Origin of the sequence: Sorangium sp. So ce124, assembly GCF_051525235.1 — a bacterium.
Classification (GTDB): domain Bacteria; phylum Myxococcota_A; class Polyangia; order Polyangiales; family Polyangiaceae; genus Sorangium; species Sorangium atrum.
In genome coordinates, this window is record NZ_CP150312.1 from 2,709,378 (window position 1) to 2,734,929 (window position 25,552).

22 protein-coding genes are annotated in these 25,552 nt (G+C 69.0%); 15 read left to right on the plus strand and 7 right to left on the minus strand.

The window, feature by feature from the left end:
• The first annotated feature begins 183 nt into the window (after positions 1-183).
• The 6 genes from WMF19_RS10365 to WMF19_RS10390 all read left to right on the plus strand — a co-directional run bounded on the left by WMF19_RS10365 (position 184) and on the right by WMF19_RS10390 (position 7,096).
• The gene (locus WMF19_RS10365) at positions 184-1,563 is read left to right on the plus strand and encodes a DUF5050 domain-containing protein (protein WP_437898917.1); all 1,380 of its coding nucleotides are present in this window, start codon (positions 184-186) and stop codon (positions 1,561-1,563) included.
• 535 nt (positions 1,564-2,098) lie between these two features.
• Entirely contained in the window at positions 2,099-3,478 is a 1,380-nt protein-coding gene (locus WMF19_RS10370) for a DUF5050 domain-containing protein (protein ID WP_437898918.1), read from the plus strand.
• A gap of 226 nt (positions 3,479-3,704) precedes the next feature.
• Positions 3,705-4,418: a hypothetical protein gene (locus tag WMF19_RS10375; protein ID WP_437898919.1), complete on the plus strand. Its 714-nt coding sequence runs from the start codon at positions 3,705-3,707 to the stop codon at positions 4,416-4,418.
• Positions 4,415-5,479, plus strand: a complete 1,065-nt coding sequence (locus WMF19_RS10380; protein WP_437898920.1) for a hypothetical protein — start codon at positions 4,415-4,417, stop codon at positions 5,477-5,479. Before WMF19_RS10375 ends, WMF19_RS10380 begins: the two co-directional genes overlap by 4 nt.
• 38 nt (positions 5,480-5,517) lie before the next feature.
• Positions 5,518-6,498 (plus strand): hypothetical protein, encoded by a 981-nt coding sequence (locus WMF19_RS10385; RefSeq protein ID WP_437898922.1) that lies wholly within the window; start codon positions 5,518-5,520, stop codon positions 6,496-6,498.
• A 94-nt stretch (positions 6,499-6,592) separates the two neighbouring features.
• On the plus strand, positions 6,593-7,096 hold the full coding sequence (locus WMF19_RS10390) for a hypothetical protein (RefSeq protein WP_437898923.1): 504 nt from the start codon (positions 6,593-6,595) through the stop codon (positions 7,094-7,096).
• Between the two features lie 180 nt (positions 7,097-7,276).
• Here WMF19_RS10390 and WMF19_RS10395 read toward each other — a convergent pair whose 3' ends face one another.
• Positions 7,277-7,846 (minus strand): hypothetical protein, encoded by a 570-nt coding sequence (locus WMF19_RS10395; RefSeq protein WP_437898924.1) that lies wholly within the window; start codon positions 7,844-7,846, stop codon positions 7,277-7,279.
• 312 nt (positions 7,847-8,158) lie between these two features.
• Between WMF19_RS10395 and WMF19_RS10400 the strand changes: the two genes are divergently transcribed.
• Complete coding sequence (locus WMF19_RS10400; RefSeq protein WP_437898925.1) at positions 8,159-8,563, plus strand: GFA family protein; 405 nt, start codon at positions 8,159-8,161, stop codon at positions 8,561-8,563.
• A gap of 143 nt (positions 8,564-8,706) precedes the next feature.
• Here WMF19_RS10400 and WMF19_RS10405 read toward each other — a convergent pair whose 3' ends face one another.
• On the minus strand, positions 8,707-8,919 hold the full coding sequence (locus tag WMF19_RS10405; protein WP_437898926.1) for a hypothetical protein: 213 nt from the start codon (positions 8,917-8,919) through the stop codon (positions 8,707-8,709).
• A gap of 166 nt (positions 8,920-9,085) precedes the next feature.
• Here WMF19_RS10405 and WMF19_RS10410 point away from each other — a divergent pair, with 166 nt between their 5' ends.
• On the plus strand, positions 9,086-9,751 hold the full coding sequence (locus tag WMF19_RS10410; protein WP_437898927.1) for a hypothetical protein: 666 nt from the start codon (positions 9,086-9,088) through the stop codon (positions 9,749-9,751).
• Positions 9,752-9,763: 12 nt separating this feature from the next.
• Here the strand turns inward: WMF19_RS10410 and WMF19_RS10415 are convergent, their stop codons facing one another.
• A complete protein-coding gene (locus WMF19_RS10415; protein WP_437898928.1) occupies positions 9,764-10,744 on the minus strand; it encodes a 2-dehydropantoate 2-reductase in 981 nt (326 codons plus the stop codon).
• A gap of 220 nt (positions 10,745-10,964) precedes the next feature.
• Between WMF19_RS10415 and WMF19_RS10420 the strand changes: the two genes are divergently transcribed.
• Positions 10,965-12,185 carry an SMP-30/gluconolactonase/LRE family protein gene (locus tag WMF19_RS10420; RefSeq protein ID WP_437898929.1) on the plus strand — a complete coding sequence of 407 codons (1,221 nt, stop codon included), beginning with the start codon at positions 10,965-10,967 and terminating at the stop codon, positions 12,183-12,185.
• Positions 12,186-12,362: 177 nt separating this feature from the next.
• Positions 12,363-13,763: a hypothetical protein gene (locus WMF19_RS10425; protein WP_437898930.1), complete on the plus strand. Its 1,401-nt coding sequence runs from the start codon at positions 12,363-12,365 to the stop codon at positions 13,761-13,763.
• Between the two features lie 86 nt (positions 13,764-13,849).
• On the opposite strand, the gene WMF19_RS10430 is transcribed toward WMF19_RS10425, so the two are convergent.
• A complete protein-coding gene (locus WMF19_RS10430; RefSeq protein WP_437898931.1) occupies positions 13,850-14,275 on the minus strand; it encodes a putative metal-binding motif-containing protein in 426 nt (141 codons plus the stop codon).
• Between the two features lie 230 nt (positions 14,276-14,505).
• Between WMF19_RS10430 and WMF19_RS10435 the strand changes: the two genes are divergently transcribed.
• Both WMF19_RS10435 and WMF19_RS10440 read left to right on the plus strand, forming a co-directional pair.
• Positions 14,506-15,747 (plus strand): radical SAM protein, encoded by a 1,242-nt coding sequence (locus WMF19_RS10435; RefSeq protein WP_437898932.1) that lies wholly within the window; start codon positions 14,506-14,508, stop codon positions 15,745-15,747.
• 18 nt (positions 15,748-15,765) lie between these two features.
• Positions 15,766-16,587 (plus strand): metallophosphoesterase, encoded by an 822-nt coding sequence (locus WMF19_RS10440; protein WP_437898933.1) that lies wholly within the window; start codon positions 15,766-15,768, stop codon positions 16,585-16,587.
• A gap of 47 nt (positions 16,588-16,634) precedes the next feature.
• On the opposite strand, the gene WMF19_RS10445 is transcribed toward WMF19_RS10440, so the two are convergent.
• Complete coding sequence (locus WMF19_RS10445) at positions 16,635-17,420, minus strand: hypothetical protein (protein WP_437898934.1); 786 nt, start codon at positions 17,418-17,420, stop codon at positions 16,635-16,637.
• Between the two features lie 305 nt (positions 17,421-17,725).
• On the opposite strand from WMF19_RS10445, the gene WMF19_RS10450 reads away from it, so the two are divergent.
• The 3 genes from WMF19_RS10450 (at position 17,726) to WMF19_RS10460 (ending at position 23,034) form a co-directional block, all read left to right on the plus strand.
• Positions 17,726-19,390: a glycoside hydrolase family 30 protein gene (locus WMF19_RS10450; RefSeq protein WP_437898935.1), complete on the plus strand. Its 1,665-nt coding sequence runs from the start codon at positions 17,726-17,728 to the stop codon at positions 19,388-19,390.
• A gap of 824 nt (positions 19,391-20,214) precedes the next feature.
• Positions 20,215-21,360, plus strand: a complete 1,146-nt coding sequence (locus WMF19_RS10455; RefSeq protein ID WP_437898936.1) for an IS1 family transposase — start codon at positions 20,215-20,217, stop codon at positions 21,358-21,360.
• A gap of 453 nt (positions 21,361-21,813) precedes the next feature.
• Entirely contained in the window at positions 21,814-23,034 is a 1,221-nt protein-coding gene (locus WMF19_RS10460) for a hypothetical protein (protein ID WP_437898937.1), read from the plus strand.
• A 127-nt stretch (positions 23,035-23,161) separates the two neighbouring features.
• Here WMF19_RS10460 and WMF19_RS10465 read toward each other — a convergent pair whose 3' ends face one another.
• Positions 23,162-24,661 (minus strand): ATP-dependent nuclease, encoded by a 1,500-nt coding sequence (locus WMF19_RS10465; protein WP_437898938.1) that lies wholly within the window; start codon positions 24,659-24,661, stop codon positions 23,162-23,164.
• Positions 24,662-25,003: 342 nt separating this feature from the next.
• Positions 25,004-25,552 (minus strand): RNA polymerase sigma factor, encoded by a 549-nt coding sequence (locus WMF19_RS10470; RefSeq protein ID WP_437898940.1) that lies wholly within the window; start codon positions 25,550-25,552, stop codon positions 25,004-25,006.

The window sequence follows — 25,552 nt, forward strand, 5'->3', positions numbered from 1 at the left end:
CATCGATATAGGATGTGTTCGATTCGAACACATGCCCTGGACTTCGACGAATAACTCGCACAGAGGCGCCTCTGTGGCATGTTCGAATCTTAACAGGTCGCGACCGTGGAGACTCCGGTCGTGCCGCTGCTTGCAACCCTGTCCATCGTGGGCGGCGGTGACCGCCCGCGGAGGAGCAAGTCGATGAAAAGAACCTCATTCATGGTGTTGGCGTGCGTGGCGGGCGGGCTGGGCAGCGTATCGTGCGGGGAGGCGGACGCGGGCGACGACGCCACGCAGGAGACTGAGCCCCAGTTCTCCGTCGACGCTCAGGGCGGGGTCTTCACCGGGGATGATGGCTTCAAGATCGAAGTGCCGCCGGGGGCGGTCAGCGCGGCGACGGAGCTCACCATCGAGAGCATCGAGGACGCCCGCGAGGGCGCGGTAGGCCCCACGTACCGCCTCGGTCCGGAGGGGCAGACGTTCGCCAAGCCGATCAAACTCACGCTGCCGATCACCGTCGAGCTCGAGGCGGAGCTCGGGGAGAATACCGTCCTCGATGCCTACGGCTTCTCCGCGCCGACGGGCTCCGACCTCTTCACGCCGCTCGAGCGTCACGAGGTCTCTGCCGCTGAGCTCATCACGGAGACCACCTCCGTTGGCACCTTCTACGCCGGGATGATCCCGGCGGGGGTGATGGCGAGCCAGCACGCCTACCCGATGGCGCTCGCCGCCGACGAGACCTACCTCTATTTCGCGAGCGGCGGCACCGAGGCCACCGCGCCCGCGGACTCGAACGACGGGTACATCTATCGCGTCAAGCCGGGCACCACCGAGGTGGAGGCGATGACCGCAGCGGATCCCGACCCCAAGGCGCTGTGGGTCAACGCCTCCCACGTGTACTGGGCGAGCGGCGGAGACAACGATCCGGTCATCCCCTCGGCGCTCAAGCGCGTCGACAAATCGACCCTGGAGATGGAGACGCTCGTCGAGATCGGCTACGTGCTGAGCGTCACCGGAGACGAGTCGTCCGTCTATTTCGGCGATGGCGACGGACACAACATCTACAAGATGCCCCTCGACGGCGGCGCGCCCGTCGTCCTCGCGGCCGACGCGGGCGCTCCGGAGTACCTGGCGCAGGACGCAGAGAACATCTACTGGACCGGCGGCGCCACGACGAACAAGGTCTACAAGGTGGCGAAAGCGGGCGGGGACGTGACCGTCATCGCCGAGAACGAGGGCGAGCCGGCCGGGATCGCGGTGGACGCGCAGTTCGTCTACTGGGCCAACACCGGTGACGGCGGCGTGTTCAAGGCGCCGATCGCCGGAGGGGCGAAGACGCTGATCTACCAGGGTGGCTCGATGGGGGGGCTGGCCCTCAGGGGCTCGACGCTCTTCTCGACGGACATGAGCCGGAACCGCAGCGTCCAGGCCCACGATCTCGCGAGCAATTCGACCGTCGTGCTCGCGCTGGGCCAGCACTTCGCCTGGCGCATCCTCGCCCCGGAAGGTCAGGACGTGTTCTGGACCAACGGCGGTGACTACCGCTTCGAAGGCCAGATCGTGTCCTACCGCGCTCCTTGAGCGCGCGCGTCCGGCGGCGATGCCGGGCAGCATGACAGCGGGGGCGAACGCGAGGTCGCCCCGTCGCGCCGATTTGTGAGCCGCCGATGAGCCGCGGTGCAACTGCTCCTCCGGGACCAGCGTGAAGGGTAGGGGGGTGGTCCCACATGCTCATGCTTGGCTTCGCTTCCGGTGACTCCGGGGCTCCGCTTGTCGTGCGGACGCGACGGCGGCGCCGGGGCCGCGTGCTGCGAGCTCGGCGCAGTCAATCGTCTTCACTGCCAGCGCGGAGCGCGCTCACGGTGTCTTTGTCTTCATGGCGAGCGCGTGTCGGCCGGGGCGGAACCACGCGCGTTGGCCGCCGGGACGGACCATCGAACCAGGAAGCAGTTGATCCGACAACACCCGAGCCCAACTCCAACGATCATCTCGTGAGAGGCGCCGCTGTGGCATGTTCGCGCCTCATCGGCTCGCGACCGTGGAGACTCCGGCCGTGCCCCTGCTTGCAACCCTGTCGATCATGGGCGGCGGCGACCGCCCGCGGAGAAGCAAGTCGATGAAAAGAATCTCATTCATGGTGTTGGCGTGCGCGGCGGGCGGGCTGGGCAGCGTGTCGTGCGGGGGGGCGGACGCGGACGACGGCGCCGCGCAGGGGAACGAGCCGCAGTTCTCGGTCGACGCTCAGGGCGGCGTGTTCACCTCGGACGACGGGTTCAAGATCGAAGTGCCGCCGGGCGCGGTCAGCGCGGCGACGGACATCACCATCGAGCGCATCGAGGGCGCACGGGAGGGCAGGGTGGGGCCCATGTACCTCCTCGGCCCGGAGGGGCAGACGTTCGACAAGCCGATCACGCTCACGTTGCCGATCACCGTCGAGCTCGAGGCGGAGCTCGGGGAGAATACCTTCCTCGATGCCTATGCCTTCACCGCGCCGGCCGACGCCGATGATTTCACGCGGCTCGGGCGTCATGACGCTTCCCCTGCCGGCGTCATCACGGAGACGCCGCATTTCTCCCGCTTCCAGGCCGGGATGGTCCCGCCGGCGGCGATGGCGAGCCAGCACGCCTACCCGATGGCGCTCGCCGCCGACGAGACCTACCTCTACTTCGCGAGCGGCGGCACCGAGGCCACCGCGCCCGCGGACTCGAACGACGGGTACATCTATCGCGTCAAGCCGGGCACCACCAAGGTGGAGGCGATGACCGCAGCGGATCCCGACCCCAAGGCGCTGTGGGTCAACGCCTCCCACGTGTACTGGGCGAGCGGCGGAGACAACGATCCGGTCATCCCCTCGGCGCTCAAGCGCGTCGACAAATCGACCCTGGAGATGGAGACGCTCGTCGAGATCGGGTACCTGCTGAGCGTCATCGGAGACGAGTCGTCCGTCTATTTCGGGGATGGCGACGGACACAACATCTACAAGATGCCCCTCGACGGCGGCGTGCCCGCGGTCCTCGCGGCCGACGCCGGCATGGCCGAGCACCTGGCGCAGGACGCCGCGAATATCTACTGGACCGGCGGCGCCACGACGAACAAGGTCTACAAGGTGGCGAAAGCGGGCGGGGACGTGACCGTCATCGCCGAGAACGAGGGCGAGCCGGCCGGGATCGCGGTGGACGCGCAGTTCGTCTACTGGGCCAACACCGGTGACGGCGGCGTGTTCAAGGCGCCGATCGCCGGAGGGGCGAAGACGCTGATCTACCAGGGTGGCTCGATGGGGGGGCTGGCCCTCAGGGGCTCGACGCTCTTCTCGACGGACATGAGCCGGAACCGCAGCGTCCAGGCTCACGATCTCGTGACGAACAAGACCACCGTGCTCGCGCTGGGGCAGCACTTCGCCTGGCGCATCATCGCCCCGGAAGGTCAGGACGTGTTCTGGACCAACGGCGGTGACTACCGCTTCGAAGGCGAGATCGTGTCCTATAGCGCCCCTTGAGCGCGCGTCCGGCGGCGATTGCTGGATCAAGACAGCAGGGGCGAACGCGACGGGTGGATCCGTTCGCCCTCACCGCATTGCACCGAGGGTGGCCTCGAGAGCGCATGGCGAGCGCTCCCGAGTCCGCTCGCGCTCGCCAGCCCGCGCTGCGCCGCCCCTCTGCGCCGGCGTGCGCTGCTTTACGCATTGACCGTGTCCAGCGTCCTGGCGTAGTTCTTCTCATTCGATGCAGATCACCGTCTCGAGGGCCCGGCTCCAGGTCGCGCTGCTCGCCGTGATGGCGGTGATCGCGGGCGCCGGGCTCGCCGTCGAGGTGCTCAAGCCGCTTCTCCACCTGAGGAGCCAGAGCGGCGTCGTCCCGTTGTTCTCGCTGAGCTACGAGCAGAATGTGCCCACCTGGTACACCTCGTCCCTGCTGTTCGTGTGCTCACTCACGCTCGCTGCCATTGCCGTCGGCGCCCGCCGCACGGGCGAGTTCGTGAAGCACTGGTGGGGGCTCTCCGCGGCTTTCCTCTACATCTCGCTCGACGAGGTGGTCGAGATCCATGAAGCGGCGAGCTCCTGGCTCGATCTGGGCGGCGTCCTGTACTTCAGCTGGGTGATCCCGGCGGCCGCCGTGGTGGCGCTGTTCGCGGTCGCATACCTCAAGTTCCTCTCGCACCTCCCGCGAGAGACGCGGAATCGATTCCTCCTCTCGGGCGGGATCTACGTCACCGGCGCCCTCGTCCTGGAGCTGCCGCTCGGGTACTGGACCGAGCGTGCCGGGAGCGACAACCTGATCTATGCGCTCATCGACTTCGTGGAGGAGTCGCTGGAGATGCTCGGCGTGAATCTCTTCCTGCTGGCGCTCGTCGATCACCTCGCCGTGCAGGGGTGGACGATCGGCTTCTCGCAAGCAGCACCAGAGCCGCGGCCCGCGGCGGCACCGAGTCCCACATGAGCGCACGGGCCGAGCCCGCGTCCGCTGCGCCGCTCGGTGGGAGCCGGGCCGCGTACATCGTCGGCCCCTGGTACGATTGGGCCTTCTTCCTGCTCCCGCCGCTCATCGCGCTGGCCGCGGGCGCCCTGATCGCGGGGACGCCGTTCGCCGACGCGACGTTCAGGCTTCACGGGGAGAAGGTCACGTGGGCGGGGCTCTTCATCGGCACGCTCATCCACGGCCACCTCGCCGCGGTGCTCCTCCGGAGCCACGGCAACGCGGACATCTTCCGGCAGCACCGGCTCCGCTTCCTCGTGGCGCCGGTCGCCCTGTTCGCCGCGATGATGCTGTCCATGTGGGCCGTCGCCTGCGTGTCGGTCCTCGTTGTGTTCTGGGACGTCTACCACTCGGCGCTCCAGACGTTCGGCCTCGGGCGCATCTACGACGCGCGCGCGGGGAACGCGCCAGCGCTCGGCCGCCGGCTGGATCTGTGGCTCAACCTCGTCCTCTATGCCGGCCCCATCCTGGGCGGCGCGACGATGCTCCTCCACTTCCAGAGCTTCGACGCCTTCGAGGGCGTGGGCCCCGCCTTCTTCACCGCGGTCCCTGCGCTGATGACGTCGAGCCACCGCGCCATCAGCTGGGCCGTCATCGCAGCGGGCACGGCATACCTGGTCTATTACGCGCTCGCTTACCGCGCGATGTTCCGGCGGGGTTACCGGGTGTCGTTCCCCAAGGTGTGGCTGCTCGTCAGCACGGGTCTCTGCTCGATCTATACGTGGGGTTTCAACCCCTGGGGACAGGCCTTCTTCATCATGAACCTGTTCCACGCCGTGCAGTACCTGGCGCTCGTCTGGTGGTCGGAGGGCGGGCGCCTCCGCCGCCGGCTGCGGCTCGACGCGCTCCGGGCCGGAGCGCCGATCGCGGTGGCGGTCTTCCTCGGGGGCGTCCTTGTGTACGGGGCCTGGGCCGAGCTCGCGCCGGCGGACGACCGCGCGCTGTGGTCGATCACGCAGACAGTCGCGCTGATGCACTTCTGGTACGACGGCTTCATCTGGTCCGTGACGCGCAAGCAGGTATGAGGCGATCGAGCCTTCAAGGTGTTACCAAAGAGGGGTGTATGCCAATCCAACGTTGTCTCCGATCCATGGTCATCGCGCTCGGGGTCGCCTCCGCGGCGCTCGTCTCGCCGGCTTGCAGCAAATCGCCGCAGATCACGGCGGAGAGCATCGAGGACAACTGGGCGCTGACGGAGCAGCACGAGCCCGGGTCCGTCGTCATGACGGTGGCCCCGGACGGGCAGGTGACGGCGCTCGTGAAGGATCGCGACGGCAAGCCCATCGCGGCGGACGTGTCGGGCAGCGTCTCGGTCAAGGTGCCTGGCAAGGGCGGAGCGCCCATGAGCGCGGCCCTCGTTCCGGAGCCCAAGGCGGGGGGCGTGCTGCTCGCCAAGCTCCCTCCGCTCGAGGATGACCTGACCGAGGTCAGCTACGAGCTCAAGGTGAAGGGCGAGCCGTTCAACGGGGTGCTGCACGTGCCGCGCGGCGGGACCCGGGAGCTCCAGGAGAGCGCCAGGGAGCACCAGACGACCCAGCTCGACGGGACCAAGGGGCCGAACGGGGGTGTGCTCCAGCCGGTCGGAGACGACGTCGTGGAGATCGTCGCCGACAAGGAGAGCGGCGATGTGCGCGTGTACGTGCTCGATCTCAACCTCAAGCCGGTGCCGATCGGCGAGCGCGAGATCAAGCTCGCGATCCAGACGCCGTCGGGGCCGGACGTCATCGTGCTCGCGCCCGGGCCCGATCGGCTCTACTTCACCGGCAAGCTCAACGTGAAGGTCAATCCGACCAAGATCACGGTGGTGCTCAAGCAAGGCGGCCACACGCACGTGGTCCTCTGCGGCTACCGTCCAGGCGCGGTGATCGTGGTCGGCCCGAGCGCGCCCGTGATCGGCATCCTGGTGGCCACCACGTGGGCCGTGAAGGTCGACGTCAAGCCGACCGTGGTGGTGCATGACGACGATGACGACGACGGCCGGGTGATCGTCATCCACAAGCACAAGCACAAGGGCAAGGGGAAGGGCAAGTGGCACTGGAAATGACGGGGGAGGAGGGCGCCGCGCTCGGACGGGGCGCGCCGACGCGGTAAGGTGGCGGCGCGGCGCGCCCGCGCCTCCCTCGAGAAAGCCCTCTCCCATGACCGAAGCGCCCGAGATCCCCGACCTCTCCCCCGACGACTGCCACCCCCGGGCCGCCGCTGCCCTCGCCGACCCGTTCTTCTGGTCGCTCACCGACGAGACCGCTCCGTTCGGCAACGAGACAGCGCACGAGACCCTCACCGCCTTCCGCGACTTCCGCGACGAGCACCCGAAGAAGAGCCCGATCGAGCTCCTCGACGCGCTCCTGGAGCGCTGGGAGGTCGGCAATGGCGGCTGGGACGCCGTGGACGCGGCCGAGGTCGAGGCGCTCGGCGAGGAGGACGAGTACGGCCTGCTCACCCGCGACGAGGCGATCCTCGCCCTGGCCTTCAGCCAGATCGTCGTCGAGGGCAGGCTGGATGCGGAGGTCCGCCGCCGCGCGCTGCTGGCGCTGGCCCGGCAGGCGCTCCCCGCGCTCCTGAGCGCCTACGAGGGGCGCGCCCTGGAGAGGGCGCTGCGGATCGACCGGATGAGGGCCGTCCTCTCCGCTCGCTGGGAGTAGAGCGACGGTCACCCGCTTCGGATACGGGCCCACCTCGGCGTTTTCGGTGCTCAGCGCACCGGAGTGCGCTTGCGCGCCGAAAACGCCGAGGTGGGCCCGTCTCCTGTGCGGGTGACCGCCGCTCTGCATGGTGCAGCGCTGGGCGGAAACCGGTGAAGAGAAGCACCTCGGCGCGGACGGCTACGGGAGCGCCCAGTCCTGCGCGTCCTGTCGGCACACAGGCCCGCAGTCTTTGCCGTTCGGGTACGATGTCCGGTACGCGGGGGTGAAGGTCTGCTCTCCGAGGAGGGTGCCGTTCCGCCGCATGACGACGTCGACGCGCGCCGGCGTGCCCTGAATCGCGAGCACCTGCGTGAACTGCCCGGGGGCCGGGATGCAGCTCTGGGAGACGGCGTCGCCGTGCCTCGTCTCCGTGCAAATTGCCACCGCATTGATCGAGACACTGACGGTCGGGCTGCACTGGACGAACTCGCCGCCGCCGCCGACCTTCGGTGTGTTCGTCCAGCTGTAGGCGCACGACACCGCGTTGCCGTCCACCGTGAGCTCCAGCGTGTACTCTCCCGCTGCCCAGCTCTTGTTCGCCGTCGCGGCAGTGATGGTGAAGGTGTCGCTACAGCCCATCTCGGTGCATGCCTTCGGGTTCATGATGCAGCCGGGCATGGCGGCGGCCATGACGAATCCGGCGGCGAGCGCGGCGGTCGTGCGCGCGCAAGAGCCGAGCGGGACGAGGGAAAAAAGAGACAAGGACATTGGGGGGCATCCTCTCTACGGCGGAACCGCCGTCGATGGACGCGCTGGCGTAGCAACGGGCAGGCCACCCGTGCGGCGCAAGCAGCTGGCTCTCCGGACGCCTTGTGCCAGGTGCCGCCGAGCGGCGCATGACAGGTGTGTCAGGGCAACGAGCTTGCGGCTCGGACGACGGACGCCCCGGCGCCGCCGGCGCAGCGCGTCTCCAGACCGCGCGGCGGCGCTTCGAAGAGGGCTCCCGCCGGCGCGGATTCGGGTACCGTCAGGCCGTCGAGCGTTCGAACGTGAACGCCTGTCCTGCCAGGAGGTTTGTACATGAAGAAGACATACACGGGGAGCTGCCACTGCGGTGCGGTCCGCTTCGAGGCCGACTTCGACCTGAGCGCTGGAACCAACAAGTGCAACTGCTCTATCTGCACCAAGACGAGGAACTGGAACGTGATCCTGAAGCCGGACGCGTTCCGGCTGCTCGCGGGAGAGGACGCGCTGAGCGACTACCAGTTCGGCATGAAGGCCGGTCACCACCTGTTCTGTCGACACTGCGGCGTGCGCTCGTTCGGGCGCGGGTATGTCGAGGCGATCGGCGGTGACTACGTGGCGGTCCAGCTCGCTTCGCTGGACGACGTGGATCTCGCGGAGCTCGTCTCCGCGCCGATCCGGTACGCCGACGGACGCAACAACAACTGGGGCGCGCCGCCGGGAGAGACCCGGCACCTGTGAACGCCGCCGCCGCTGCCTGCGGCGGACAGCGTCCCACCGACGGATGGCGCCGCTGCATGACGGCGCCCCCGCCGCGCCGAGCACCCGGAGCCCGCGCTGGATGCGGCCGGCGTCGGCGGCGTCGAAGAAGCTGGTGTTGCCGATCACCCCGATCTGGCAGAGCACGACGGGCCGTTCCCGGTCGCGTACGGCAGCGACTCGGCCGCCGGGTTCAGGCCGCGGATCCAGCGCGCATTCCAGGGATCGGCCACCGCGAAGAGCACCCGGTCGGCCTGCTCGATCGCCCGCCGCGCAGCGAGCGTCATCTGGCCTCCCCACTGGATCCCGGTGCCGACGATGATCAGGGAGCCGGCCATTCAGCGTCGAGTGTACTACGCACTCGGTAGTACGGAAAAGGATGGTACTGGGCGGGAGTGTGCTCCGGCGCTAGTGGCGCGGCGCGCGGCGGCGGTAGCGGTAGCGGCGGCGGTAGCGGTAGCGGCGGCGCTGTAAGATCCCGTGGGCTTTCGTGTTTCCATGCCCATGCACGCGCTTGCTCTGCTCCTGTGCCCCCTGCTGCTCCTCGCCACGGCCTGCGCCGCCAGGGAGCCCGACCCGGCGGATCGCCCTCGCCCGGGCGCTGACAACCCCTGCGCGCCGGGGGGGACGCCGCGGCCTCCCCGCAAGCACGTCGTGGCCACCACGGTCACGCCGGACGGCCAGATCGTCGATTGGATCCCCATCGAGTCCCAGACGCCCGACGGCAAGATCGCCACGCCTCCCGCGGGGCCGACGGCCCCGGAGGGAGCCAGCCCCCCGCCGCCGGCGAGCCCGGATGGCGCCGCGCCGGCGCGGTCCCCGACCGCGGCTACCGTTCAGCTCGGGCCGAGGGGCCCGGCCGGCACGGTGCCGGTGCTGCGCCCCCGGAGGCCGCAGTGCGACTGCTTGCCCGGGTATGTCCAGCAAGCCGACGGCTCGTGCGCAGCGCTTGCGTCTCACTGCTCGGGCGAGGGAGGGATGGCGTCGAGCAAATCGTTCACGACCTGCTGCCCGGGTCTCACGCCCATCGAGAGCATGGAGCGCGTCGACGGTGCGTGCGTGACCACGGCGCCCGACGCGCACCTCTGCGCGAGATGCGGCGACGGCGCCTGCGGCGCGGGTGAGAACGACTGCAATTGTCCGGGTGACTGCGGTGGAGCCCGGCCCTGAGCGACGTTTGGATCATCCGGCATACAAGCCGCGCGTGCGGCCACACAGGCGCACGAGGCCGAGCAAGCTATCGATGGTCGGCGTCGGCACGCCGGTCAGCTTGCCTATCTCATGGACCACGGTCACCAGCGCATCGATCTCCAGCGACTTGCCCGCTTCCGCGTCCTGCAGCATCGATGTCTTGAACGCGCCGAGCCTGCGCGTGACCTCCATCCGGTCTTCTCCGCTCTGCGGGATCGGGCAACCGATCCTCTCGCCGATCGCCGCCGCTTCCTGCATCGCATGAAGACAGAAGCCGCGCACCAGCGGATCGTCGAGTATCCGATCGCACGTCGCTCCGGTGAGCACAGACACCGGGTTCATCGTCATGTTGCCCCACAGCTTGTACCAGATGTCGGTCCGGATGTCGGCGCTGGCCTTGGCCTCGAAGCCGGCGCGCCGCAGCAGCTCGACAAGCGCGCGCACCCGGTCCGAATGTCCGCCGGCCGGCTCGCCGAGGAGCAGGTGGTTGCCGGGGCCGACGCGCACCAGCCCCGGCTCCGGGCTTGAACCCGACAGGTGCACGACGCAGCCGATCACCTGGCGGAGCCGGATGGCGCGCGGCACGACGTCGCCGGGATCGAGCGACTGGAGCCGAGCTCCGGCATACGGCACGTTCTCGGGGGCGAAGAACCACCACGGCACGCCGTTCATCGCGGGGACGACGATCGTGTCCTCGCGGAGCAGCGGCGCGATGCGCGCGGCGACGTCGGCAAGCGCGGTGGCCTTGACCGCGACGAACACGACGTCCTGCGCGCCGAGCGCGGCCGGATCCTCTGCAGCGCGGATCGGCACGCGGGTGATTTCTCCATCGACTTGCAGCAGCAAGCCGCGCCTCTGCAAGGCGGCGAGGTTCTCTCCGCGCGCGACGGCGCTGACGTCGCAGCTGGCCGTTGCCAGCCGGGCGCCTAGCAAGCCGCCGATGGATCCGAAGCCGTAGACAGCAATTTTCATGATGTGCCTGCATCCTATCGTCGCGGACCGTCGGTTGCCTCCTCGCTCGCCTCCGCCGTTCGCGGCGCACCGCGGCAAGCCCGTTCCTGGCCAGGCGCGGAGCTCGCGATTGACGCGCTGTGCCGTTCGGTCACCTCGGCCCTTGCGGCGCGAGGCGAGCTGACGATGATGGGCGCCCCCCGATCGGCACACCATCCGGGGCGCTTGGAGGAGCTTGCTTATGAAGGCCAGGTATTCGCTCGTTGTCTCTTGGATTGTGTTCGTGGCGGCGAATGGCTGCGGCGGCGGCGATGACCCGCTCCAGTCGGAGGGCGGGGGTGGATCCTCCAGCGATCCCGGGGCCGGCGGGTCGGGCGGCGCTACGGGCGGCGTGGGCACCACGACCTCGAGCGGCACCAGCGCGGGCAGCGCGGGCAGCACGGGCAGCACGGGCGCGGGCGCGAGCGGCGCCACGACGGGGAGCGGCAGCGGCGGCGCTGCGACGGGGAGCGGCGGCGGCGGCGCCGGGGCGGGCGGCGCCGGAGCAGGCGGCGCCGGAGCAGGCGGCGGTGATGACGTGTCGGCCGTCTGCCCGGGCGGCCCGTACGCGGCCAATCCGCTGCCGGCGAACGGCAGGCCGCAGCTGGTGAGAGGGGGGTTCACGTACGTCGAGGGCCCGGTCTGGGTCGCCGAGCTCGGGGCGCTGTTCTTCTCGGAGATCAACATGCAGTCGCAGAACGCTCCGCCCCTCAACGGCCCGAAGGCGAAGATCCAGAAGCTCACGCCTCCGGGCACGATCGAGGTGTTCCTCGAGAACAGCGGGACGAACGGGCTGGGCCTCCACAGCGATGGGAACCTCATCGCATGTACCCACGACACACGCAGCATCTCCGTGTTCGATCTCGGCACGAAGGCGCGGCGCGAGGTCGCCGGGTCGTACATGGGCAAGCGGTTCAGCTCCCCCAACGATGTCGTCGCGCGCAGCGACGGCAACGTCTACTTCACCGATCCCGATTTTCAGCTCAACGGCAGGCCGGAGCTGCCGACAGCGGCTTACCGCGTGTCCCCCTCCGGCGAGGTGAGCCTCATCGGCACGCTGGAGACCCCCAACGGCGTCGCGCTCTCGCCGGACGAGCGCGCGCTGTACGTGACCGAGTTCACCCCCGGCCGGATCCGTCGTTATCCGCTGAGCGCCGAAGGAGCGCCCGGCGCCTCGTCCGATTTCGCAGCGAACCTGCCGAAGGCCGACGGCATGGGCGTCGACTGCGCGGGCAATATCTACATCGCGTGGCGCGACGGCATGGATGTCCTCGCGCCGAGCGGCGCGAGGCTCGGCTCGATCACGGGGATGGGCGAGGTGTCGAACGTCGCGTTCGGCGGGGCCGATCGAAAGACCCTTTACATCACGGCGGGCGCGTCGCTCTACGCGATGGAGGTGAACATCCCCGGATATCCTAACTGAACTTTGCTGGACGCGGGCCGCCGGTGCTCAACCGCGCCGGCGTTCCAGCTGCGAGCGCCCGGCGGCTCGTCCCCGCGCGCGAGCACGTATTCTGGGAAATCCGTGATGGCTTGATCGACGCGGAACACCGAGCGGGCGATAGCGCTTGACCGGTCTGGCGGCCCGGCGTAGGTCACGATGCTCGAGGGACTCGAGCCGGTGTGCATGGAAGTGGTCGTCGCCGAGGCGCTCGCCGCGCAGCACATCGAGCGCGAGGCTGAAAGCAGCCTCGACGCCGCGCTCGCGCTGGCGACCACGCTGCACACGCCGGGGCATCGGGAGCGCTACCGGCGTTTGCTCGAACGCGCGATCGAGCAGGCGGATCGCGCGCTGGCCGCCGCCGAGCAGGAGCGCGCCGCCCTCCAGGGACATGAGGTCGACGCTGGAAGGGAACGACTCCTCGCGACGGCGAGGGGCGCCCGTTCGACGCTGGCGCGGGCTCACGCGGCGCGGGCCGCAGACGCGCTCCACGGAGCGGGCCAGCTCTCGTTGAGCGCGCAGCGCGCGCCGACGCGCGAAGCGTGCGACGACGGGTGGCGGCGCGTGGAGGCGATCGTGGCCGGCGCAGAGGCCTCGGCCCGCGCGGCCGCGATCTGCGCCGCAGAGCTCGAGGGCGGCTCTCCGCGGTCCAAGGTCGCCCGCGCGGCGCGCGCGGCGGCTCATGAGGCCGCGGTCGCCGCCCGCGCGGCGCGCAGGATCGTCGAGGAGCGAAACCACGCGTATACGTTCCACACGGACAGCGGCTTCTCGTTCGGCGAGGGGTGGTATGTCGCCGCGGCCGCCGTCCTCGCGGGTACGGCGATTCAGGTCGAGCCAGGCAAGCCGGGGACTCCGCAAGCCGAGGCGTTTCTGCGCGATGCTGGCCTGAGCGATCGCCTTCAGGCGCACCGCTCGCGCCCGCGCGCGGTGAAGCAGACGACGGAGATCGTCGCGCGCGCCTTCAAGGCCGAGCCGTCGTCCGCCCAGCGGAGGCTCCGTGCGGCGTTCCTCGGGGACGCGCCGGTTCCGGGCTCGGTGATCGCCTGGGTCGATCGCCGGCTCGCGGAAGCGCGCGCGGGAGAGTCACGCCGGAAGAAGGTGCTGCTCTGGATCCGCGAGGGGCTCCACCACCCGCACCGCAACACGACGCTCGCCGAGCTCCTGGAGCTGACGGACCTCGTTCAACGTGCAGGGCTCGTGCCTGTGTTGACCGGCGACGCGCTTCGAGGCGCACAGGTCCCCGACGGCGCGGTCGACATGACGCTCTTCTGGAAGGACCCCACCTTCCGGCAGCTCGACATGCGCAGGGCGCAGCTGCAGTTCTTCGAGCACTTGAAGCGCACGCACGACCTCGTCGGTCAGCTCGGCGTCACGACTGCAGGCATGGATGGGCCCGCGCTCATGGGGCTTCCCACGATGTATCTCACCGACGTGTCGAACGTGCGCATGCGGGAGTGGGTCGGCGCGGTGCCGGGATACCAGGAGATCGTGCGCGAGGGGGGGTATCTCGAGCGCGTCAGCCGTGTGTTGTCCGAATGGGCGGCAGCTCCGTTTTCGTGAAAATTCACAGGGAGGAGGCGAGGCGGGGAGTAAAATCCCATTCATCTCCCTGTCTCCCCGTCTCCCTGTTCAATTCCTCGTATTTGTCAGGAGGCGCCGCCTGCGCCGCCTCCGCCGCCCGTGCCTCCTCCGCCGCCGGTGCCGAGCGGGGTGTCGTCGCCGCTGCAGTCCTGATCGATGCTGTCACCTGCCACGTCCGTCGCCCCGGGGTGGATGTCCGGATTGCCGTCGTCGCAGTCCTCCTCGGGCCCGTAGCCCTCGCATGTCGCCTGGTAGCCGTCGCCGTCGCTGTCGGTCGCGGGCTCGTCGCACGGGGGCATGCCGTAGCAGGCCATCAGCGTGACAGCCATCATGCCGCCCGACGCCACCGCGAGCAGCCTGCTCGCCATCCCGTGGCGCGCCTGCGCGCAGGTGACGCGCTCGGCCGTGGCCGTCGCGCCGCAATGCGGGCAGGCGGAAGCGCCCGGGGGAACGAAGCCATCGCAGCAAGGACAAGCGCCGAGGGTGAGCATGAGGATCTCCGCCTTTGGGCCATGCGGCCGAGCCCTGGCGCACGTCGGAAGGCCGAGCCAGGGAGGTCGAACCCTCCCGTTCTATGGCGAGGCGCCCCGGCGCCACGCAAGGAAAATGGAGGGGAATGGCGCAGCGGCCCGGCGTGCGCATGCGCAGGTCACCATCCCCCGCGCGTCGAAAGGGCGCAGGAGCGCAGGAGCCGGCGGCGGACTTCGCGGTAGGCTCGGGCATGGCGCTGCGCCGTCTCGATGTGGTTCCCGGCGAGTATTTCCCGGCGTACGTCGTCTGGGAGCTGACGCTCCGCTGCGATCAGCCCTGTCGGCACTGCGGCTCCCGGGCAGGGGCCGCGCGGCCCTCGGAGCTCGGCACCGAGGAGGCGCTGGGCGTGGTGCGGCAGCTCGCGGCGATGGGCGCCCGCGAGGTGGTGCTCATCGGCGGCGAGGCCTACCTGCACGACGGCTTTCTGGAGATCATCGCGGCGCTCGAGGCCGCGGGCGTGCGGCCGACGATGACCACCGGGGGGCGCGGGATCACCGCGGAGATCGCGGCGCAGATGAAGGAGGCCGGCCTGCACAGCGTCTCGGTCAGCGTCGACGGGCTGGAGCGCGCCCACGACCTCATCCGCAAGGCCCCGGGCAGCCACCGGAGCGCGCTCTCGGCGCTCGGGCACCTCCGGGGCGCGGGGCTGCTCACCGCGGCCAACACCAACCTCAACCGGGTGAACCAGGGCGATCTGGAGGCGCTCTACGACCTGCTCCGGGAGCAGGGGATCAAGGCGTGGCAGGTGCAGATCACCGCGGCGCTCGGGCGCGCGGCCGACCGGCCGGCGATGCTGCTCCAGCCCTACGACCTGCTCGACGTGCTCCCGCGCATCGCCGCGCTGAAGCAGCGGGCCTTCCGGGACGGGATCACGGTGATGCCCGGCAACAACCTGGGCTATTTCGGCCCTGAGGAGGCGCTCCTGCGCTCGCTGCGCGAGGGCGGCCGCGACCATTTTCGTGGCTGTCAGGCCGGGAAGCTGGTGCTGGGGATCGAGTCCGACGGCGCGGTGAAGGGCTGCCCGTCGCTCCAGAGCGACACCTACGTGGGCGGCAACCTGCGCGGGCGCGCGCTCCAGGAGATCTGGGACGAGGCGCCGCGCCTCGCGTTCGCAAGGGCGCGCACGGCCGACGATCTCTGGGGCTTCTGCCGGAGCTGCGCGTTCGCGGAGGTGTGCATGGGCGGGTGCAGCTTCACGGCGCACGCGCTCTTCGGGCGGCCGGGGAACAATCCGTACTGCCACTTCCGCGCGCGCACGCTGGCCGCGCAGGGCAAGCGTGAGCGCCTCGTGCCCGCCGAGCCGGCCGCGGGGAGGCCGTTCGACAATGGGCTGTTCGAGCTCGTGCTGGAGGATCTCGACGGCCCCGATCCCGGGCTCGATTCCCCGGAGCGGCTGGTCCAGCTCACGCGCAAGCCGCGGCCCTCGCGCTGAGTTTGCTAAGGTTCCGGGATGGTCCGACCGGTCACCCGCCGAGCCTTCCTCCACGCCAGCTGCTGCGCTGCTGGAATTGCCGCCTTCGATGGGATCGCCATCGAACCTTCGTGGCTCGATGTCGCCGAGCACGATGTCCCGATTCCGCGGCTCCCGGCCGCGCTTCAGGGGTTTCGGATCGCTCACCTCTCCGACATCCACCTGCGCGCGCTCGGCGGTGTGCACGACAAGGCCATCGACGCCATCCGCAGGCTGGCGCCCGATCTCGTCGTGCTGACCGGCGACTCGATCGAGGGCGAGGGCTCGCTCGGCGCGCTGGAGGAGTTCTGCCGCAGGCTCGCCGCGCCGGGGCGTGAGGTCCTCGCCACCGTCGGCAACTGGGAACACTGGGGGCACGTCCCCTTGCAAAGGCTGAGCGAGGTGTACGCGCGCGCCGGAGCCAGGCTCCTCGGGAACGAGTCGGTGCTGCTGAAGCGCGGCCTCTCCGTCGTCGCGACGGACGATTTCTGCAGCGGGAACCACGACCTGCGCGCCGCCCTGACGAACGTGCCATCCGCTCCGGCTCGGCTCTTTCTCACGCACGCGCCCGGCATCTTCGAGGCGCTCTCTCCCGGCGCGCCGCGCTTCGACCTGGGCCTCGCGGGGCATACGCATGGAGGGCAGATCCGAGCGCTCGGAACGGCGGTGTGGGTTCCGCCTGGATCGGGCCGATTTCGCTCGGGCATGTACGAAACGGCCCATGGAAGGGTGTACGTGAGCCGCGGTGTCGGCACGAGCGTCCTGCCTGTGCGGTTCACATGTCGGCCAGAGCTCCCCGTGTTCCGGCTGATCGCCGGGTGACGTCCTGCCCGACGACGGATGTCCGGGGGGTGAGCCGCCGCAGTCCGTCAGTCGCGCTTCGGTTCTGCGGAGAGCGCGTCCAGGCGGCACGCGACCGACAGCGAGAGCCCCACCTCGACGAGCGAGATGGGCCGCTGCTCGATGGCCCCCGGCGGCGCGCAGTCCACGAGCGAGAGCGGCGCCGACGCCGCCTGCGCCGCCTCCGCGAACGACCGAGCCCTCCGGACCCATTGCTCGGTCAGCTGCGCGCGGTGCCCCTCCGGCTCCTTCACCTCGGCCCGAGGCTGCCCGAAGGTGGCCCCGCGCCGCCCGTCCTTCGCGGCCTGGACCGCGGCGCTCACGTCGCGCCGGACCTGCGCCACGGCCGCGGCCAGCCGGCTCCTCGCCCAGAAGTCGAGCTCGGGGGCGAGGCGCACCTCGATCACGCCGTCGACGGCGGCCGATACGGCGTCGCCATCGCTCTCCGCCTTGTCGGTGAAGACCGCGGTGAACGATGCGCCAAGCATCTTCACCGTGGATGCGCCTGCGGTCGCCTCCGTGAGCTGTCGCCCCAGGTCCTCTACCGAAGCCTTCGCCGCGGTGAGGGCGCGCTGCGGATCGGCGTCGGTCTCCTGGAGCGCGAAGCTGAGGACGAGCACGTCGGGGCGGACGACCAGATCGGCCTGGACCGCCCCCCGACTGGGCAACGCCGGCGCGGGCAGCATGCTGGGCATGCTCGCCGACGTGGAGCCCAGGCTCGACGCGTAGGAGGGGGAGAGGGCCGCGCCGGGCGCCGCCCCGGATGCGCCCCCGCAACCGGCCAGGAGGGCGAGGGCGAAAACCGCGGTTCGCATCGGGGGCCGACGCTAACACGCGCATCGAAACCCAGCAATCGTACGGCCGGGTTGGATCCGCTGTGCACGATCTGGAAGGCGTGCCGCCGTGCCATCCGCGACGTCGACGCGGGACCTTCGGTACGGGAGGCGTGACGCGAGCGCATGGCGCGTGCGTGCGCCGGGTCATCGACGTGAAGCTTGCCGCCTTTTATCCCACCCGCCCGATCACCGTGGGGCCTTCTGGGCATATAGGACCGCCACTTTCTGACGCCTGCTGCAGGCACCGCCAAGGGGTTGCACTCCTGGGATGGAGGATTTTTGTGATGAACAGGGCACGAGCTTCGACCGTCGGCATATTGCTCGCGTTTCTCCTGGTGGGTTGCGGTTCTTCGAGCGGCCCGGAAGAACCCGAGAGCTCGGGCGGCCCGGGTGCGGGTGCGGGCAGTAGCGGGAGCACGGGCGGCAACGGGAGTACGAGCGGCAACGGGAGCACGAGCGGCACCGGGAGCACGAGCGGCAACGGGAGCGCGACGACAGGCAGCGGCGAAGGGACGGGTGGCGCGACGGGTTCGAGCGGTACCGGCGGCGATCCGGGTGGAGACGGGGGTTCTGGCGGCTCGTCCACCGGGACCGGCGGTGACCCCGACGTGGTCGAGCCCACGCTGATCACCTCGGGCGCGAACGAGTACTGGAAGATCGGGACGCCGACGGAAGTGACGAGCGGCAATGCCGACGTGACCGTCGATGACGCGGCAACGCAGCAGCGATGGGATGGCTTCGGTGGCTCGTTCAACGAGATGGGCTGGAACATGCTCTCGATGCTCAGCGAGTCCGAGCGGCAGCGAGCCATCAGGCTTCTCTTCGACAAGAACGAGGGCGCAGGGTTCGCTTACGGGCGCATCCCCATGGGGGCCAGCGACTATGCGATGGATCGCTATAGCCTCGACGAGAAGAAGGATGATTTCACGATGGAGAGCTTCTCCATCGCGCGGGACAAGGAGAAATTGATCCCGTACATCAAGGCGGCGCTCGCCGTGAGGCCCGGCCTCCACCTCTGGGCCAGCCCCTGGACGCCCCCCACCTGGATGAAGAGCAACGGCGCCTTCGACGGTGGCAAGATGAAGGACGACGCGAACACCCTGAAGGCACATGCCCTGTACTTCGCCAAGTTCGTCGAGGCGTACGCCGCAGAGGGCATGACCATCGAGGCGGTCCACCCCCAGAACGAGCCGACCTACGAGACGAGGTATCCGAGCTGCGCCTGGACGGGGCAGCTCATGGCCAAGTTCATCGGCACCTACCTCGGGCCGACGTTCGAAGAACGGGGGATCAAGGCTCAGATCTTCCTCGGCACGATGTCCAACGATGCCGCAGACCCGGGGATCCTCAGCGCCGTGACCGGCGATGCCACCGCGATGAAGTACGTCAAGGGCTTCGGGCTGCAGTGGAACATGCGGGGCAGCGCAGCCGGCCTGAAATCGCGCAACCTGCCGATCGTGCAAACGGAGCACCAGTGCGGCAACTACAACTGGAACCCCGCGGGGGCGCCGCCGTACAACCCGAACACTGCAGCGAACGATCACGCCTACGGGCAGGAGAGCTGGGGGCTCATCCGCGACTGGATCAAGGCGGGGGTAAACTCGTACAACGCCTGGAACATGGTGCTGGACCCGGTGGGGAAGAACATCGACTCGCAGCGGCCGTGGCCCCAGAACGCGCTCCTCAACGTGAAGGCCGACACGAAGGAGCTGATACTGACCCCTGCCTACTACGTCTTCCGCCACGTCTCCCAGTACGTCGATCCTGGAGCGATGCGCGTCAACACGACCGGCGGGGACGCGCTGGCCTTCAAGAACCCTGACGGCACCATCGTCACGGTCATCTATAACTCCGGCAGCTCCGCGAAGACGACGACCCTCAGCGTGGCCGGCAAGAAGCTCCAGTTCAGCGTCCCTGCCCGCGGATGGGCCACCGTCAACTGGAAGTGAGACGCCCGCGACCCGGCCCGGGTTGACCCGTCGCGGCCCGCACCTGTCGACAGCCTCCCGGCAGAGGTGAATCGGTAGTGGTCAATTTTGACCAACGGGCCCATCGCGCTCTTGACGGTCGATCCGGTGCATGAGCCACGCCCCGAGCGCGGCCTCCTCCTCGACAGCCCACCCAGCCACCCGCATGCGGTCCAGGTGCGCAAGGCGCGTCGCAACATCGGGCGTTCCCGTAGTCTCCTAAGGCCGATGGTGTACACAGAATCCAGGCGGGACCTACACCGAGCTTGGTGTACCAGTCCGCATGGCCAACAACTGCTCTACTAGTGCAACTGCATGGGGTCTTCTTCTCGACGACCCCTTTGACCCCGAAGCGCAACGGTCCGACCAGAAGCCCCCGAAGAGGATGCGACCGGAGGAGAGGCGCCAGGAAAAGCGCCGCAAGCGGGATGAGAGGCGCGCGGAAAGGAGGGTGTTCACGTGGTGGAGGGCTCTCCTGCGCAGGAGCCCTCTGGATGCGCTCAGCCGTGACGCGCGCCGGCGCAGGAAGGGGCGGGTAGCGGCCTAGCGGATTGCCCCCGGCCATCGCGCGAAACCACGTCAAACAGGCTGTAAAAGCCCACTACGGCCATGACAACCACTGTCCTAGCTACGCGGAAACCGCGGGAAACATAGGCATTTCGTTGCTATCTTGCAGGGTACTTAGCAAAGCGCCCTGCCCCCGGCTGGTCCCCGGAGACAGGGCTGCGCAACACCGGACGGTGGCCCGCCCGATGCACCTCGCACGCGCATCATGGGCCTCGCTCTGGGGAGAGGCAAGGCCCTGCATGGCACACGTGCTGCCGATGGCGAAGCGCGTCGAGGTCGTGTCACATCTCGTCGAGGGGGCAGGTATCCGCCCCACGACGCGGCTCACGGACGTGAGCAAGCCTGCGATCCTGTCGCTGCTGCTGCGCGTCGGTGAAGGCTGCGAGCGCCTCCACAACCGGCTCGTTCGCGACGTCGACTGCCGCACGGTGCAGGTCGACGAAATCGGGAGCTACGTGCAGAAGAAGCAGGCGCGCGTCCTGCCGGGCGACTCGCCGGAGTTCGGTGAGGCGTACGTGTTCGTCGGCATGGCGAGCGCCTCCAAGCTCGTGATCTCGTATCGCGTGGGGAAGCGCGACGAGGCGAACACCGCTGCGTTCACCAAGGACCTCCGCGCGCGGCTGGTCACCATCCCGCAGCTCTACAGCGACGGGTGGGCGCCCTACGTCGCTGCGGTCGGTGGCGCGTTCGCGCTCGTTGGCTCGGTCGACTACGCGCAGGTGGTGAAGCGCTACAACCGGAAGGCTCGGCGCGACGACGACCACCGCTACGAGCCGCCCCGCGACCCCTTCATCACGAAGACGCCCGTCTTCGGCGTGCCCGACATGCAGCGCGCGAGCACGTTGCACGTCGAGCGGCAGAACCTGACGATCCGCATGCACATCCGCCGCTTCACGAGGCTCTGCAACGGCTTCTCCAAGCGCCTCCCGCATCACAAGGCGGCCGTCGCGTTGCACATGGCGTTCTACAACTTCTGCCGCCCGCATGATGCGCTGCGCGTGACGCCCGCCATGGAGGCCGGGCTGACCGATCACGTGTGGAGCGTGGAGGAGCTCGTCAGCCTGGCGCTCTCCGAGGCACCGGGGGAGCCCCCGACGCCCAAGGCGCTCATGCTCCCGCAGCCGCCCCCAGGGGCGCCTGCTGCGCCTGCCAGGGCCCTGCCGAACGGGAGAGGGTTCCTCCGGCTGGTCGGCAGCGCGCCAGCTGCGGGGATGGCACCTCCGCCCGCTCCCGTGCCCGTCGCTGCGCCGGGTCACGTCGATCGCTCCGTGCCGGCGGCGGAGCAGCACCGCCAGCTCGAACTGTTCGCCTGGCGTTCGAAGCCGCGGACCCCGGTGCAGCTGTCGCTCTTCGGAGAACCCGACGTCGAACCGACCAAGGGATAGCAACTGCCCGTCGCCGGCCCTGGGAGCGCATTGACGCCCGGAGCACGTTGCAAGACGCTCCCCGTCATGAGTGGCAAGAGACGGTTCGCGGAGGCGACGGTGTGGCTCTGGGCCGCTGCTGCGGCTGCATCCGGCGGCTGTTCGCAGATCATCGGCGTGGATTGGGGCGAGTATGGGCAGGGGGCTGGCGGTGTAGCGGGCACTGGAGGCAGTGGCGGAGAAAGCAGCGGAGGCGATGCGGGCGGCGCGTGCACCTCAAGTGAGACCCCTGGCGAACTGGACGACTCGTGTGCAATATTCGCGAATGCGGACGCGGCGTCCGGAGGCGACGGAACAAGGGACAATCCATATTCATCGCTTGCTGAGGCGGTCGCTAATGCCAAGAGCAAGCGGGGGCTTGCGTGCACGAAAGGAGTATTCGCCGAACGCGTCATAATCGACGCTGGGATTGAGGTGATAGGGGGCTTCGACTGCGAGGCGGGGTGGACGTGGGACGAAACGGCGCGAAGCACGATCGCGGGACCAGCAGACCAGGTCGCGCTGACGCTGACGGAGGCCGCGCGCGGCGCGAAGGTCAGCGGCTTCAAGGTTTACGCGGCGAGCGCGACGGAGCGGAGCGAGTCGTCGATCGGCGTGGCGGTGGCGGACGTCGAGGCGGAGCTTGCGCAGGTGGACGTGACGGCGGGCGATGCGATGGACGGTGCAAACGGCGAGACACCGACGCAGGCGCCGCAGGCGGGATCCAGCGCGCCAGACACGGAGCAGGCGCGGCCGTCGAATGCGTGCGCGGCGCCGAACCTGGTCATCGGCGGGACCGCGGGCGTGACGACGTGTGAGGACGGCGAGACGCGCGGGGGAGACGGCGGGACCGGGGGGATCACGGGGACCGACGAGGGCAATGGGCAGAAGGGTGCTGATGGTGCGCCGTTGCCGGAGCCGAACCCCGAGGAGTATGGGTTAGGCGGTGCTGGGCAAGCCGACGCTTCGGGCGACTGCAGGCGCGGGGAAGATGGTGCGCCAGGCGCCGCTGGCGATGCCGGCGAGGCCGGCATCGACACGACGCTGACGCTGGCCGGAATCGAGGGCGGCGACGGCGGCATCGGCATGACTGGGACGCGTGGTCAAGGGGGAGGTGGCGGCGGAGGCGCGAAAGCAGGGCTGTTCTGCGCGCCCGCAGCGAACCCGGTGGATGGCCCCGGCGCCGCCGGCGGCGGAGGCGGAGCCGGCGGCTGCGGCGGTAAGGGCGGTGGTGGTGGGAAGGCCGGCGGGTCGAGCATCGGGATCGTGAGCTTGGGGACGAAGCTGGTGCTGACGGAGGTGACCGTCGCGGTGGGCAAGGCGGGCAAGGGGGGAGATGGCGCTGGCGCAAGAGGCGGTGCAGTTGGGGGCAGTGGCAGCGCCGGTGGGAGTTCTTCGCCTCTTGGTGGCTCGATTGGTTGCCGTGGCGGGGATGGCGGGGCGGGTGGAATAGGCGGCCCGGGCGGTGGCGGCCGAGGTGGCCACGCGGTGGGTATCGCCTATGCGACGGCTCCGAATGCAGCGGTCGCGTTGCAGGACTTCACCGGAGGCACGGCAGGCGACGGCGGTAGCGCGCCGCCGGGAGGGAGCGCGGGCGAGCCCGGAGTACACGGAGCGTGCTGGAACTTTGGTGGAAACGAGAGTTGCGGGCAGTGAACCGTGAAGCAGCGGCCGCCTCCGTGGCGCCTATACCGCCCCTCGCGGCTTCGCCGGAACCCGAGCCCCCGCCGTCAGAGCCGCCGCCCGCGCCGAATCGGATGGTGCAGCTGAGTCTTTTCGATTGTTAACTGCTGCGCGCGTCAGCGTCCGCGGCACCAAGCCGCTCATGAATTATAGTGGATATAGCCGCAACCTGTTCCTTCGCGCCGTCGCAATACGCTTTGATCAGCGCGAGTCGCACGGTCTGCTCAGGCACGTACCCGAGTCTCTCCCCAATCTGAGAAAAAACGAGATGCATGTCGGAGGCGTCGCGAAACTGCTCAGTGATAGTCTTGCGCACGCGCTCCTGGTCCTCCGAGCGCTGCTGCAGTGCGATCGATAGAACGGCTAAATTCGCGTGAAACTTGTCGATCACCGACTCAATGATGACTTCCTCTGGAGCGTATGTGCCAGGCAATCGGAAGACCTCCGGCGCTGCCCTGAAGTCTGCCGGTGCATCACCGTCGACGAACCCAACTGCGTTGAACCTGCGCGATGGGTTTCTGTTGTGGCTCGCAACCATCTCGCTAACACTCCCGAAACTGCCAACGGGGTAGAATTCGATCATGCCGAGTTCGTCGCTCATGCCAGACGCCCTCAGCATGCCCTGGAGCCAGTCTATTGCTGTTGCGTCTTCGCAAAAGACGGCCAGCTTCGTGTCGGTATTTCCGCGGAATGTTAACATGTCTGCGACGCGGAGCTTGCCATTGACGAGTATACCGTCCTTGGCTGCCCAGATCGCCTCGCGTGGGAGGGGGTCGAGAGCATACTCCGAGTGCGTCGTGAATATGACCTGACACCGCTTCCTGTCTGCGACAGATACGAGGTATTCTACCAGCTTGCGCACGGCGAAAGGATGCAGCGTGTTCTCTATCTCCTCGATGAGGACAAGGGCCTGCTCCTTCGGGTCTAGGTTCTCAAGATTCCAGACGAGCTCAATGATCACCGACACGCCTGTGCCGAAGTGGAACTCGGAATATTTCACGTCTCCGGCGTATCCGATCATGGGTGTCTTGAGAGTGCTCTTCTCGTACTTTGCAACATCAAGACTGAGGATGCGAGAAGCGTGTTCTATGACGTCGGGGCCCAGCGAGGCGTAGCCAGCACCGTCGATCTCCTTTACCCCGGTGCGGAACTTGGTGAACTCGGGGCGCTCGGTCGCCGGGACCGTCCGTCGGAATCCAAAGTACAGGACCTTCCTGTCGAGCGTCTTCCGCTCCCACTTCTTCTTGGGGCGGGTGGCGCTGCGCTCGATGTCACCGTCTTTCTTGAATTTGCGATCGATTACCTTGTAGGCGATCCTGACACCCTGCATCGCTTCCTCGTCCGCTGTCGAGACGGCAAAGAAGTTGCCGGGCTTCATGTCGCTGTAAATCAAGCCTGCGGCGCCCAGCACAGTCGACTTCCCGCTGCCGTTCGGTCCGATCACCGCGGTCACCGGGAAACGGAAGCGGATCCGCGCGTCGCGGAAGGCCCGGAGCCTGTGGAGCGTCATCTCCATGAGGTACTTCTGATAATCCCCTGTCTCTGACTTTTCCCGCAGCTTCCGGGTAAGGCTTTCGCGGATCGTGGTCCTGTACTTCATGTGATGGCCTCCGTGCGGTGCCGCTCGCGCGGAACAGCGTGGTCTCCGCGCGGCACTCGCGCGGCGGACCGGACCCTGCGCGCGGCGCAAGCGCCGTGGACGGGTCGGACGCCGCTTTTGTAACGCGGTGGCTCCCGAGTCAAGAGCGGACGACGCGCCTGGGCTGGAGGAGAGGACGCGCCGCTTGCGCGTGGCGTGGTGCGGGGGACGAGTTGTGCTCGCCTTGGTTGCTGACCGGGCGAGTCGCACCGCGCCGGAGGCGGGGGCCTTGGCGGTCAACGTCCGCTGGCGACCCTGCCAGCGGCGCGTCGCTCGCCGCGCGCAGGCTATAGGCTCGGTCGCCTACCGCCGCCGCCGCAGCTTCCGAGCAAGGCGAGCCCGCGCGAGCCGCAAGCGGCTGCCCGCCGTGCCGAGCGGGATGCGGAGGATGTTGGCGATCTCGGTGCCGCCGTGCCCGAGCGCTGCGAGTACCAGCACCTCGCGAGCCCAGAGCGGCATCGCGGCGATCGTCATGAGCGCCTTGGCCGCGTCGATGCGCTCGCCGACCTGCCAGGGGTCAACGCGCTCCTCCCCGGTGGTCGCCCACGGGTCTTCGACAGGCACCTCGCGGCGACGGAAGGCGCGCTCGTGGTAGTGGGTGCAGTGGAAGCGGCACACTCCGAAGAGCCAGCGCTTGAGCGCGTCCAGCGGTTCGCGTGTGCGGTCGGGCCTGTAGCGACCCGCTTGCGAGCTCATCCACGCCCCGAGCACGACATCCTGAACCACATCGCCGAGATCGACGACGGGCACGCCGAGGCCACGCAGGACGGTCCGGATGAACGGCTCCTGCGCGACGATCTCGGCGATGTTCAGGACGCGAGCGGGGCCGGCTTGATGGCCCCACGCGCTCAT